13 protein-coding genes are annotated in these 13,307 nt (G+C 43.8%); 12 read left to right on the top strand and 1 reads right to left on the bottom strand.

What is annotated here, in order from left to right:
* Positions 1 to 18 precede the first annotated feature (18 nt).
* From GCA01S_RS05295 to GCA01S_RS05350, 12 genes are all read left to right on the top strand, one after another.
* Positions 19 to 444, top strand: a complete 426-nt coding sequence (locus GCA01S_RS05295) for a cytochrome c (RefSeq protein ID WP_042408026.1) — start codon at positions 19 to 21, stop codon at positions 442 to 444.
* Positions 445 to 469: 25 nt separating this feature from the next.
* On the top strand, positions 470 to 2,338 hold the full coding sequence (gene nosZ, locus GCA01S_RS05300) for a Sec-dependent nitrous-oxide reductase (protein WP_042407817.1): 1,869 nt from the start codon (positions 470 to 472) through the stop codon (positions 2,336 to 2,338).
* A gap of 58 nt (positions 2,339 to 2,396) precedes the next feature.
* Positions 2,397 to 2,963 (top strand): hypothetical protein, encoded by a 567-nt coding sequence (locus GCA01S_RS05305; RefSeq protein ID WP_017434223.1) that lies wholly within the window; start codon positions 2,397 to 2,399, stop codon positions 2,961 to 2,963.
* Positions 2,924 to 4,258 (top strand): nitrous oxide reductase family maturation protein NosD, encoded by a 1,335-nt coding sequence (gene nosD / locus GCA01S_RS05310; RefSeq protein WP_143420841.1) that lies wholly within the window; start codon positions 2,924 to 2,926, stop codon positions 4,256 to 4,258. The genes GCA01S_RS05305 and nosD overlap by 40 nt, the downstream gene beginning before the upstream one ends.
* Positions 4,259 to 4,263: 5 nt before the next feature.
* Positions 4,264 to 5,061 carry an ABC transporter permease subunit gene (locus tag GCA01S_RS05315; protein WP_042408031.1) on the top strand — a complete coding sequence of 266 codons (798 nt, stop codon included), beginning with the start codon at positions 4,264 to 4,266 and terminating at the stop codon, positions 5,059 to 5,061.
* Positions 5,058 to 5,729, top strand: coding sequence for an ABC transporter ATP-binding protein (locus GCA01S_RS05320; RefSeq protein WP_017434220.1), 672 nt, complete (start codon positions 5,058 to 5,060; stop codon positions 5,727 to 5,729). The genes GCA01S_RS05315 and GCA01S_RS05320 overlap by 4 nt, the downstream gene beginning before the upstream one ends.
* A gap of 1 nt (position 5,730) precedes the next feature.
* Positions 5,731 to 6,642: a FixH family protein gene (locus GCA01S_RS05325; protein WP_042407824.1), complete on the top strand. Its 912-nt coding sequence runs from the start codon at positions 5,731 to 5,733 to the stop codon at positions 6,640 to 6,642.
* A gap of 183 nt (positions 6,643 to 6,825) precedes the next feature.
* Positions 6,826 to 7,578, top strand: coding sequence for a DeoR/GlpR family DNA-binding transcription regulator (locus tag GCA01S_RS05330; protein ID WP_042407828.1), 753 nt, complete (start codon positions 6,826 to 6,828; stop codon positions 7,576 to 7,578).
* Positions 7,575 to 8,486, top strand: a complete 912-nt coding sequence (gene pfkB, locus GCA01S_RS05335) for a 1-phosphofructokinase (RefSeq protein ID WP_042407830.1) — start codon at positions 7,575 to 7,577, stop codon at positions 8,484 to 8,486. The genes GCA01S_RS05330 and pfkB overlap by 4 nt, the downstream gene beginning before the upstream one ends.
* Positions 8,487 to 8,515: 29 nt before the next feature.
* The gene (locus GCA01S_RS05340; protein ID WP_042407832.1) at positions 8,516 to 10,387 is read left to right on the top strand and encodes a PTS fructose transporter subunit IIABC; all 1,872 of its coding nucleotides are present in this window, start codon (positions 8,516 to 8,518) and stop codon (positions 10,385 to 10,387) included.
* 139 nt (positions 10,388 to 10,526) lie between these two features.
* Positions 10,527 to 11,390 carry a permease gene (locus GCA01S_RS05345; protein WP_042407835.1) on the top strand — a complete coding sequence of 288 codons (864 nt, stop codon included), beginning with the start codon at positions 10,527 to 10,529 and terminating at the stop codon, positions 11,388 to 11,390.
* 14 nt (positions 11,391 to 11,404) lie between these two features.
* The gene (locus GCA01S_RS05350) at positions 11,405 to 12,253 is read left to right on the top strand and encodes a TIGR03943 family putative permease subunit (protein ID WP_042407837.1); all 849 of its coding nucleotides are present in this window, start codon (positions 11,405 to 11,407) and stop codon (positions 12,251 to 12,253) included.
* Between the two features lie 82 nt (positions 12,254 to 12,335).
* Here the strand turns inward: GCA01S_RS05350 and GCA01S_RS05355 are convergent, their stop codons facing one another.
* Positions 12,336 to 13,256 (bottom strand): MBL fold metallo-hydrolase, encoded by a 921-nt coding sequence (locus GCA01S_RS05355; protein WP_042407840.1) that lies wholly within the window; start codon positions 13,254 to 13,256, stop codon positions 12,336 to 12,338.
* Positions 13,257 to 13,307 lie beyond the last annotated feature (51 nt).

Below are 13,307 nucleotides of genomic sequence, written 5' to 3' on the forward strand. Positions count from 1 at the left end.
TATAGAGGGAGGATGTTCATGAAACAAACCGTGATCATTTTCATCATTAGCGCGTTAATCGGTTTGGCGGGTGGGTACACCTATTTCCAGTTCACAGGGAAAAGTCAAGCAGCTGACGCGAAGCAAAAAACAGCTGCCGTTCAAAAAGAAACAAATGATTCGAAAGAAACAGTCAGCGCTAGTTCAAAAGAGGGGGATATTCTCCAACAAAAAGGTTGTCTATCCTGCCATTCGGTCTCGAAACTAAATTTGCAAGGCGGGACGACAGGTCCAGATTTATCGAATGCTTATAAAGAAGTAGAAGGGAAACATGGAAAGCCGATTGAGGAGTTTTTGAAAGCTCCGACTTCTGCCGTAATGTCAGGGGTGATTAAATCCCATCCGCTTACAAATGAAGAGCGCGCAGCCATTATCAAAGTATTGAAAACCGCATCGGAAAAATAATTGATGGGAAAGAGGGGGGAAAGCAATGAAGAAGAAAGTTATTTCCGCGCTTTCGGGGCTCGCCGTCGGAATTTTAGCTTCCACTGTATTTTTTGGGAACTTTTCTTCACAAGAAACGATCCCAACGGCAGCAGCAAAAACGGACGCGGAAAAAGTATATGTCCCGTTTGGAAAAAAGGATGAATATTACTTATTTGCTTCTGGCGGACATTCGGGACAAATGTTTATTTATGGTGTACCATCGATGCGCCGCATTCGCACTGTTCCTGTTTTTTCATTAGACTCGGCGACAGGTTACGGCTGGGATAAACATTCGAAAGAAATGCTTGGCGGTTATACATGGGGCGATTTGCATCATCCAGCATTTTCGGAAACGAATGGGGAGTATGATGGAAAGTACATGTTTGCGACTGATGTGGGCAATAGCCGCGCAGCAGTCATGGATTTAAAAACGTTTACGGTAAAAGACATTATTCAAGTTCCAAATACGAGTGGACCACACTGTGCCGCGTTTGTGACGGAGAATACGGAATATTTATTTTTGCCGACACGTTTTTCGGTGCCGATCGGCCATAAATACGCATCACTTGACAACTATAGCAAAGAATATCGCGGCGTTATGAGCGCGGTGACGTTGGATGAAAAAACGCAAAAATTACACATCGCCTACCAAGTTGCGTTGCCGCCTTGGTCGTATGATTTATCCGACGCAGGGAAAAAGATTTCCAAAGATTGGGCAGTTCTTACCACCTACAATACCGAAGAAGCGACGACAAACTTAGAAATTAACGCATCGAAGGAAGACCGCGACTTTATTGTTCTGTTTAATTGGAAAGAACTAGAGAAAATGGTGAAAGAGGGAAAATATGATAACGTCGGCGGCCAAAAAATGATTTTTCCAGAAAAACATAAAGGCGGCATTTATTTAGTGCCTGTCGCCAAATCACCGCACGGAGTCGACGTTACCCCAGACGGAAAGTACTTTATCGCGTCAGGGAAACTCGCGCCGCTATTAACGGTTTTTTCATTCGAGAAAGCATTTAAAGCGATTAAAAATAAAGAATTTGCCGGCGAACGGAACGGCATTCCGATTTTAAAATATGAATCGGTGATGGAACGGGAAGTAAACCCGGAAAATGCACTCGGGCCGCTTCACACCCAATTTGATGAGAAAGGCATGGCTTACACGACGATGTTTATTTCATCGGAAATTGTGAAATGGAATCCGAATACAGGTGAAGTGCTTGACCGTGTTCCTGTTCAATACTCTCCAGGGCATGCGGTGGCGGCAGAGGGGGATACGGTTTCTCCAGACGGCAAATATTTAGTGTCGTTGAATAAACTCTCGAAAGACAGCTATTTATCCGTCGGCCCTTCGCATCCGGAATCAATGCAGTTAATTGACATTAGCGGCGAGAAAATGAAAGTGATTCAATCGGTTCCTGTCGACCCGGAACCGCACTACGGTCAAATGATTAAAGCGGATAAAATTAAAACGATTGAAGTATATCCGAAAGACGAAAAAAATCCAGATGCCGTCTACAATCAAAAAGATGCCCGCATTGTCCGAAAAGGCAACGAAGTGCATGTATACGGCATTGCGATGCGCTCTAAATTTATTTTTGATGCGAAGGCAAAACGGCCAGATGTCATTGAGGTGAACGAAGGCGATAAAGTTGTTATTCATATAACCAACATTGATTTTGATGAGGACATTACCCATGGATTTGCGATTAACCAATACAACCTTAATATGGAAATCCAGCCAGGTCAAACAAATACGATGGAATTTGTCGCTGATAAACCAGGCACATATCCGCTTTATTGTACGAACTTCTGTTCTGCTTTGCATCAAGAAATGACTGGCTACTTGCTAGTCAAACCAAAACAATAGGAAAAAGCGGGGGATCTTCTATTAGATTCCCCCTTTTATCAAAAGAGGTGTAAAACGAATGCCAGCCAAAAAAATGTCTGTATCATCTGCCATTTCGATTAGTATTGCAGGAGTGCTGCTTATCATCTCTTTATTTTTTCCATGGTGGGGAATGAATTTTATTGCGCCGCAATATCCGGAAGGGTTGGATATTGTCGTCTATCCCAATAAGCTGAAAGGAGATATTGAGATTATTAATGGGTTAAACCATTATATCGGAATGAAACCGTTTAGTGAAGAAAGTTTCCCTGAATTAGCGTATTTGCCTTATCTTATCGTGTCCATGGCATTGTTTACGGTTGTAGTTGCTTTTTTAAGAAAAAAAAGTTGGCTGTATGCATTGATTGTCGTTTTTCTCATCGGCGGAGCGCTAGGCATTTATGATATACACCGCTGGCTTGTCGATTTTGGAACAAATTTAAACGACAATGCCCCGATTCGAATAGATCCGTTTGTTCCGCCTATTTTTGGGGAAAATCGGATTGCCAATTTTACGACTTTTAGCTACTTTACAACCGGTTCTTACATCGTAGGAGCTGCCTTCTTATGTTTGTTGTTTCCGTTATGGAAGGAGCGGAGAAAATGAAAAAGCGGCTGCTTTCATGCTTTCTTCTTCTTTTTTGTTTAGGAAAAGACGTAAAAGCGGAACAAACGTTGCAGCAACTTATTGATGCAGCTCCTGCTCACAGCACGGTCCGCTTGGAAGATAAAACATATGTCGGTGATATTGTCATTCATAAACCGCTGAAAATTATCGGAGCGTCCCATACGGTCATTAAAGGAAGCGGCCGTGGAAATGTCGTTTCGATTCAATCGCCGCATGTCGTGCTGGAAAATGTAACGATTACCAACAGCGGGAAAAGCCGGGATACACAAGAAGAATATGCTGGCGTGAAAGTGTACTCCAACTATAATACATTAAAAGCGATCACCATTAAAAATTCTTTTCATGGCATTTATTTAAGCAAGGCACACCATAATCGAATTGAAAATGTGCGCGTAGTTGGAGAAAAAAATGGAGAAATCGCTGGTCAAGGCAACGGTTTGCACATCTACTATTCGAACTTTAATTATTTGGTTGGCAATACGATTGACGGGACAAGAGACGGCATCTTTTTCGATTATTCCAACAGAAACGTTGTGAAGCAAAATAGCGTATCGCATACAAGGTATGGTCTTCATTATATGTATTCAGACGACAATGAGTTTTACGAAAATGAGTTTATGTTTAATACCGGCGGGGCGGCGATCATGAACTCGAACCGAATTATTTTAAAAAATAATAAGTTTTTATTGAATCAAGGGATGCGTTCCTTTGGAGTGCTGCTGCAGATGGCAAATCATAACGAAATTATGAACAATGAGTTTTATCAAAACCAGCGGGGATTGTATATGGATCAATCCAACAGTAATTTTCTCAAGGGAAATATATTTTTGCAAAATCAAATTGGTGTGGAGCTTTGGGCAAGTTCACAGAAACAAATATTTACGGACAATAGATTTCTAAAAAATACTACCGCCGTATTGCGTTTAGGCGGTGAAGACAGCAATCAATGGAGTTTTCACGGAGTAGGCAATGATTGGGGAGACGAAGCACGAATTTTTGATCTCAATCAGGATGGAAAAGGAGAATCTCCTTTTAAATATACATCTTCGCTGCACAAAATTGTGGAGCAAAATGAGCTAGCCTATTTGTTTTTGAATTCGCCAAGCATCCAGATGTACGAAAAAATCAATGAGCTTTTACAAGCAGAAGAAGTGATGGCTGTTGATCGGCATCCGCTCATGACGCAAGCCGGACTGCCGTTTCTGCAAATTAGCGGATGGCTGCTGTTGATCGGGATCGGCATGATAGTAGTAACAAAATTCCAAAGGGGTTAATAATGATGGATTACATTTGGAAAGAATGGCTGGAAATTTCAAGGGGAAAAGCGTTTTGGTTTTTCCTTATTCTTATTATTGCTACATCCCTTTCTGTATTTTTAAATACGAAAGGATTGCCGCCTGACCATGGGTTTGAGGTGTTTTTATTGACGCTATTCGAAATGGACACGTACGTTATTCCGCTGCTCTGTTTATTTTTCGCTTCCTTTTCGATTATACAGGAAAAAGAGTTGCGAACGCTTATTATGATCCTGGCTAAAAACGATTCATACGGACAATTTTTATGGAAAAAAAGTCTAGCTGTTCAATTTATTTCGATGGCGGCATTTATAATCTGGTATTTCATTTTAATGATACCGGTAAAATTTTTATTTTCCTTCCATCTGTCTCATTTTTTCTATTTCTTGCTTGCTATTGTCATAATGATCCTTATTTTTAATCAAATCGGTATTTTTTTAGGAAGCGTTTGCGGCACGAAAGTTCAATTAATCGGTGCAAATATTTTTACGCTATTCTTTTTCATTTATCTATATGACTTCGTTTTGCTTTATTTTCTTCCGAAAGTCACTTATGAAAATGTGAAGCTGTTTTCTTTCATTTATTTTCTTCATCCACTTCATACGCTGCGTTTTTATTTAGAAACATCGCTCGGAACGTTCTCGCTTGACTACTTATCTAGAATGATGGCGAAATTTTTCTCATTTTCTCCTAGCATTTTAATAGTGATAAATATCCTGGTTTGGGGGATGATGATCTTTTTCGCATCCGTTTTATGTTATCGGAAAGGGGAACAAGGATGATTCGAGTCGCTCATTTAACAGTGGCATATAAAAAGAACAAAGTGCTCGACGATGTGAATATGGTGATTGAAAAAGGGGAGAAATGTGCGCTGATTGGAAGAAACGGAGCGGGGAAATCAACTTTTATCCATAGTTTGTTGAATTTGATTCCCATTCTGAGCGGGGAAGTTCTCATCAACGGAGTGAACCATAAGCGGCACGAATGGAAAAAACATATTGCCTATCTTCCGGAAAAATTTCAACTATATCCTCACTTAACTGGGGAAGAAAATTTACGTTTTTTCGCATCTTTAAATGCTTCAAAGATAGACGAGAAAAGAATGGAAGAAATATTACGGTTAGTTCATTTATGGGAAGCGCGAAATGTAAAAAGCAAGCAATACTCAAAAGGAATGCTTCAGCGGCTTGGGCTAGGGATCATGCTTTATTACGATGCGGACATTTTAATATTGGACGAACCGACAAGCGGGCTTGATCCACTGGGACGGGCCGACATCCTTTCCATTTTACGTTCATTGCCTGATAAAACCATTTTATTATCGTCCCATCATTTAGATGAAGTAAAGCAGCTTTGTACGCATATCGCCTATTTAGAAAACGGAAAAATTACGAAATATTCAATTGCGGAATTTGAATCAATCATGTGGACGGGAGAGGGGAAGGAATAAGATGAAAAAAATGGCTGTCGCCGTTCTTATTATCGCGTTGTTTCTTGTCGGTTGTCACAAGCAAGACTGGGAAGTTTCCATAAAAACGAAGCCTTTTTATAAAGAAGGAGTACCGGCTCCGTTTGCGGTAGAAGTTAAAGCAAATGGGAAACCTGTTAGCGGATTGACAGTTCACGCCACGTTTGAGATGGTAAATATGGATCACGGCACGATAACAACGACATTGAAGGAGAAAAGCGAGGGGGTCTATGAAGGGAAAGTGCAGCTGCCAATGGAGGGAGATTGGGAAGCACTTTTACAGATCAAAAATGGAAAACAAGCGATGGAAAAGCTAGTGAAAATGAAAGTGAAAAAAGAAGATGCAGTTGCGATGATCAATGGTTTAGCGATAACGATGAAAGATGTCCATTTTTACCAAACGCTTTCACAAATCGGGATTGCCATCGGCAAGGAAACGGATCAGGCGAAATACAAGGGAGAAGAATTAAAAGAGAGGCTAAACTATTGGGAGAGGCAAAATCAACATTTACAGCAAATACATCCGTCTGTGACACATTTGATTGAATTGCATTCGATGGCGCTTCTTGCGAAAGAAAAAGGATATTCAGTGACAAAAAGTGAAGTGGCCAAAGAATTAACAGAACGAAAGCGGCAATATGATCGATATAAAACGGCAAAAGAAATCATTCGTCAATACGGGGAGAAAAAGTTTTGGAAACAACAGCAACAATATGCCGAACTAGCCTTGCTGGCCAAAAAAGTATGGAACGACATGGTGAAACAGACGGAAAAAGAAAACCCAAATGTTGCAAAAACAGAAATTTACTTTTTGGCTCAGAAAAAGTATGACGAGCTACTCATTTCTCAAGTAAATTCGTTGCAAATTAAATTGTATCTTCCAAGCGAGTCGTAGTGGAAGCTGTCTAATGATAAGCAGGCAGCTTTTATTTTTTATCGGGTTTGACTGTTTTTGAATGTTTTATAACATTTCTTGATTTAAAATGATTATTTTTGATTGATTTTGATTGATCTTTCGACAAATTTCGCTTATGATAGTAGTACAATCCATTTGATTCATTTATGGGAGGTAAGGTGATTGCTTACAGAGGAACGCCATCGCATTATATTGGATCTGTTAGCGCGAAAAGAAGTAGTCAAGCTGCAAGAGCTGGTTGAGGCGACCCATTCTTCCGAGTCCACCATTCGCCGCGATTTAACGCAGCTGGAAAAAGAGAAAAAGCTGCGGCGGATTCATGGCGGTGCTACGTTGCCTCACCAAAAACGGGAAGAGTTAAGCGTGTTGGAAAAATCGGCGAAACATATCGAAGAAAAGAAACGAATTGCCGAATACGCGGCAAGCCTTGTTGAGCACGGGGATTGCATTTATTTAGATGCGGGCACGACGACGCTCGAGATGATCCCGCACTTGCGCGGCAAAGATATCGTGGTCGTCACAAACGGGATGATGCATCTAGAGCTGCTTTTAGAAAATGACATTGCGACGTATTTGCTTGGCGGTTTGTTGAAAAAGAAGACGAAAGCGCTCATTGGCCGCGGCGCATTGCAGTCATTGCAAAGCTACAGCTTTGATAAATGTTTTATCGGCGCCAACGGGGTTCACTATGAATACGGATATACGACGCCGGATCCGGAAGAGGCGATGGTAAAGCATACAGCGATGCGCCTGGCGCAAAAAGCGTATGTGCTTGCCGATCATTCGAAGCTGAACGAAAGCGCGTTTGCGAAAATTGCCGATTTGCATGAAGCAATATTGATCACCGATCAGTTGGATGAAGAGTGGCAAGAACTATATAAAGCAAAAACAGCAGTAGAGGTTGTGGCAAAATGATTTACACATGTACATTAAATCCATCTGTCGATTATGTGGTACACGTCGATGAACTTCGCGTGGGCGAATTAAACCGCGCAGTGAAAACGTTGACATTCCCTGGCGGAAAAGGGATTAACGTGTCGCGGGTATTGAAACGGCTCGGTGTCGACAGCACCGCACTCGGGTTTATCGGCGGTTTTACCGGCGAGTTTATCGAAAAAGAGCTTGGCAAAGAAAACATTGTGTGCGATTTCGTGAAAATTCCGGGAAATACGCGCATTAATGTGAAATTAAAAGCGGGGCTAGAAACGGAAATTAACGGCCAAGGGCCGACGGTAGAGGCGGAACACGAGGTGCAGCTTCTTGAAAAAATTCGCTCGCTGACGGAAAACGATATCATCGTTTTGGCAGGAAGCGTGCCCTCTTCTATGTCTTCAGATGTTTATGAGAAAATTTGCGATGAGGCAAAAAAAAGAAATGCAAAAGTAGTTGTGGATACAAGCGGGCCGGCATTAAAAGCGCTGCTTGCCCACAAGCCGTTTTTCGCCAAGCCAAATCATAAAGAATTAGCCGAGCTATTTGGGACAAGCTTTCAGGCTAAAGAAGAAATCATCGCTTACGGCCGCCGGCTTGTCGAAATGGGCGTAGAAAACGTGATCGTATCAATGGCCGGCGATGGCGCATTCTACTTTAACCGCGCGGTGACGCTGTTTGCTAAAGCGCCGCAAGGAACAGTGAAAAATTCCGTGGGCGCGGGCGATTCGATGGTAGCAGGATTTCTTGCCGCGTATACAAGCGGAAAAAGTTTGGAAGAAGCGTTTGCTTATAGCGTCGCATCTGGAAGTGCAACGGCATTTTCCGAAGATTTATGCACGAAAGACCGTGTCGAACAGCTGGTACATGAAGTTAATGTTATGCGTTTCTAATGGTATGTGAAAAAAGGGGGATCATTTTGATGAAAATTACCGATTTACTCACAAAGGAAACGATTATTCTCCATCTTAAAGCGAAAACAAAAGAAGAAGTGATTGACGAACTTGTCGCAAAATTAAAGGATGCAGAAGTATTAGCGGATGCCCAAGCATTCAAAGAGGCGATTTGGGCGCGCGAAGCGCAAAGCACGACAGGCGTCGGCGATGGCATTGCCATTCCGCACGCCAAGACGGCGGCAGTAAAACGCCCGGCTGTAGCGTTCGGCCGCTCGAAAGCCGGCATTGATTATGATGCATTAGACGGAAAACCGAGCTGCTTGTTTTTTATGATCGCGGCGCCGGAAGGAGCGAACAATACCCATTTAGAGGCGCTTGCCCGCTTATCGTCGATGCTGATGGATGCGTCGTTCCGTGCACAGCTTGAAAGCGCTTCAGACGAAGAAGAAGTGCTTCGCTTGATTGCCGAAAAAGAAGGAGAAGGAGAGACGAAAGCGGAAAAGACCGCTGCTTCGGCAGCAAAGCGCCCGAAAGTCGTTGCGGTTACTGCGTGTCCAACGGGTATTGCCCACACGTATATGGCAGCCGATGCGTTAAAAGCGCAAGCGGCCGAAATGAACGTAGACATCAAAGTGGAAACGAACGGCTCTAGCGGAGTGAAAAACGAATTGACCAAACGGGATATTGAAGAAGCGGTGGCGGTCATCGTGGCGGCGGACAAGCAGGTCGAAATGGAGCGGTTTAACGGAAAACATGTTATCCAAGTGCCTGTGGCACGGGCGATTCGCAAGCCGAAAGAACTAATTGAACAAGCTCTCCGCCAGGATGCGCCGATTTACCAAGGAAGCAGCGCCAAAGAAACGGCGGGGCAAGGAAAGCCGCGCACCGGGTTTTATAAACATTTAATGAATGGTGTTTCCAATATGCTTCCGTTTGTCGTCGGCGGCGGGATTTTAATTGCAATTTCGTTTATTTTTGGCATTAAGGCGTTCGATCCGAAAGATCCGTCGTACCACCCAATCGCCAAGGCGCTGATGGATATCGGCGGCGGCAATGCTTTCGCCTTAATGATTCCGGTGCTTGCGGGATTTATTGCGATGAGCATTGCCGATCGTCCGGGGTTCGCGCCGGGAATGGTCGGCGGCTTTATGGCGGCTAACGGCGGAGCAGGATTTTTAGGCGGATTAATTGCCGGATTTCTTGCGGGCTATTTAGTCGTTGGCTTGAAAAAGCTGTTCAGCCGTCTGCCGCAGCCGCTTGAAGGAATCAAACCAGTCTTGCTTTATCCGCTGTTTGGCATTTTTATTACGGGAATGATTATGATGTATGTCGTTATTGATCCGGTTAAGGCGATTAATGAAGGATTAAAACATTGGCTCGAACATATGGGAACGGCGAATTTAGTATTGCTCGGTGCGATTCTTGGCGGCATGATGGCGGTCGATATGGGCGGTCCGATTAATAAGGCAGCGTTTACGTTTGGCATCGCGATGATCGATGCCGGCAACTATGCGCCGCATGCGGCGATTATGGCGGGCGGAATGGTGCCGCCGCTAGGGCTCGCGCTGGCGACGACATTCTTTAAAAAGAAATTTACAAAAGCGGAGCGGGAAGCGGGAAAAACGTGCTACATCATGGGAGCGACCTTTATTACCGAAGGCGCGATTCCATTTGCGGCCGCTGACCCGGTGCGGGTGATTCCGTCTATTATTGTCGGTTCCGCGGTAGCCGGAGCGTTGACGATGTTGTTTCATATTGGTCTTCCGGCGCCGCATGGCGGAATTTTCGTCATTCCGATCGTAAAAGGCAGCGCTTGGCTATATGTATTGGCGATTTTGATCGGCTCGTTTGTCACAGCGCTGATGGTTGGATTGTGGAAGAAAGAAGTGGAAGAATAACGAAAGGGAAGTCGGAGCGGTTAGTTGCCGCTCCATTTTTTTATACAAAAACAATATTTTTATCAAACTTTCATGAAAGAAGGAATGTTTCATGGTACAATAAACGATTGTAATATGAAAAAGGAGAGCTTACAAAACTATGAAGACATTTCTCCAGCTGAATACGATATTTATTAGTATATTAATAGAATCTTTGCCATTTGTCGTGCTTGGCGTGTTCATTTCCGGCATCATTCAAATGTTTGTGACGGAAGAAATGATAGAGAAATGGGTGCCGAAAAATAAGGTGCTGGCTATCATCTATTCAACGCTGATCGGTGCGTTGTTTCCTGCCTGCGAATGCGGGATTGTGCCGATTACGCGCCGGCTTGTCGCCAAAGGCGTGCCACTGTATGCCGCGATTCCGTTCATGTTAACTGGTCCGGTCATTAATCCGGTTGTTTTGTTTTCGACCTATATTGCGTTTGGAAGCAACTGGACGATGGTATTATATCGCTCTATTTTTGCCTGTATCGTGGCCATTGTCGTTGGTTTCGTTATCGCTGTCCAATATAAAGAGACTCAATTGCGCCATTTGACGCCGGCTCCGAGCATCGCGGCAAAATCATGGAAAGAAAAGATTATCGGGACGCTAGAGCATACGATCGAAGAGTTTTTCACGACCGGAAAATATTTAATCATTGGCGCATTTTTCGCTTCAGCGATGCAAACGTATGTAAAAACGTCGGCGCTGCTGGCGATTGGTCATGGCAAAGCGTCTTCCGTGCTGGTGATGATGGCGCTGGCCTTTGTCTTGTCATTGTGCTCGGAAGCGGATGCGTTTATCGCTTCCTCGTTTCAAAATACGTTTCCGTTTAGCGCGCTTGCCGCATTTCTCGTATACGGACCAATGTTGGATATAAAAAACACGCTGATGTTGTTGCAGTCGTTTAAAACGCGTTTTGTATTGATGCTCATTTTGTATATTACGATATTCGTATTTATCGGTTCGTTATTGATATAAGGGGGTGAAATGGCATGTTGCGCATGTATATTTTGCTCGGATTTACGTTTTTATTCTTTCATTTATATATTACAGGGGAAATAAGCAAATATATTAATATGCGCTATTCGTATCTATCATTCAGCGCCATCTTTGTTTTTGCCTTGTTGACGATCGTTCAGTTTATTTTCGCAAGCCGGAAAGAAGAACACGTTCACTGCGATGATGACGAGTGCTGTCACCATCACCATGAAGAACAAGCGCGTTGGAAACGGGTGCTTAACTATATGGTATTTATATTTCCAATTGTATCGGCACTGCTGTTTCCTGTTGCCACGCTTGATTCAGAGATGGTGAAAGCGAAAGGATTTCATATTCCCAAATTGGCGGCCGACAGCGGTGACCCGTTTGTCCAGCGGCAATTTTTGCGCCCTGACACCAGCATTTATTACGGAAAAGATGATTATGATGATTTAATGCAAAAGGAATTGAAAAAATACGGGAAAGCATCGCATTTAACACTAGACGACCAAAATTATTTAAATGTGATGGAGACGATTTATCAATTTCCGGGCCAGTTTGACGATCGGGACATCGAGTTCGATGGATTTGTATACCATGATGAAACGACGAAAGACAATCAAGTTTTTGTGCTTCGCTTTGGCATTATTCACTGTGTGGCCGATTCGGGGGTATATGGGCTGTTGACCGAGTTTTCAGAGCAGCCGCGGCTGAAAAATGATGAATGGATTCATGTCAAAGGAACGCTTTCCACCGTTTATTATCAGCCGTTTCATACGAACATCCCTTATGTGAAAGTGACATCATGGCAACGGATCAGCGAGCCGAAGGAGCCGTACGTATTTCGCCAATATAATCAGTGAAAGGGAGCCGATGGCTAGGCTCCTTTTTTACATTGCCCGGAAAGGTTGCCAACTTGAAATTGGCTTTAACAGGAAGCGTTTTTTATGTATCACAGTTGAGCACTTCCCCAAGCTTCAGAAATTTTAAGCGCCGATCATCCAATCCGCGCCGCTTCCATTCGGCGAATAAGCGGTCGAGCGCTTCTTTCGGCGTATCGTCCGCCAAGCGAAAAGCGCCGTAATGCATGGGAATAAAGAACCCGGCTTGACAATCAAGGAAAGCTTGCACGGCTTCTTCGGGAGTAACGTGCTGCGGCCCCATAAACCATTCTGGTTCATACGCGCCGATTGGCAGAAGCGCATAATCAATCGAAAAGCGCTCGCCAATCTCACGGAATCCGCGAAAGTAGCCACTATCGCCGGCAAAATAGATGGTCGGCTTCCCATTTGCCTCGATCACCCATCCGCCCCAGTGCGATGTATTCATATCCCATAGCGTCCGCCTCGTCCAGTGCTGCGCCGGAACAAACGTAAACGTAACGCCATGAAGTTGTTGAGTTTCCCACCACGCCAATTCCGTTACCTGTTTGTATCCTCTTCTGCGGAACAGGCGGCCGAGTCCGACCGGCACGAATAGATGAGCATTTCCTTTTAGCTTGCGAATGCTTGGAAAATGCAAATGATCATAATGGCCGTGGGAGATGAGGACAACATCGACTGGCGGCATTTCACTTAACGGAATGCCTGGTTCGGAAAGCCGCTTTGCCGTTCCCATCCGTTTGGCCCATACCGGGTCGGTGACAATCGTGATACCGTTCATCTGAATGACAAAGGTCGAATGGCCGACCCAAGATAGCAGCGTGCGGCTGCGGTTCGTATGAAGCTGTTCGTACTGCGGCACAGCGACACGTGGAACTTGGTAAGATAAATCTTTCTTTTTGCTTTTTCGTTCCTTTTGCCAGCGGCGAAAATCGGCAAATGATTTTTTCATCGAAACCCCATCTAGATTCTCGTATCTTTTCATTTTATTCCTCACCTTTTTTGTGCGCTATAACGCTATAATATAAAAGTAGCA

This window comes from Parageobacillus caldoxylosilyticus NBRC 107762, assembly GCF_000632715.1.
Taxonomy (GTDB): Bacteria; Bacillota; Bacilli; order Bacillales; family Anoxybacillaceae; genus Saccharococcus; species Saccharococcus caldoxylosilyticus.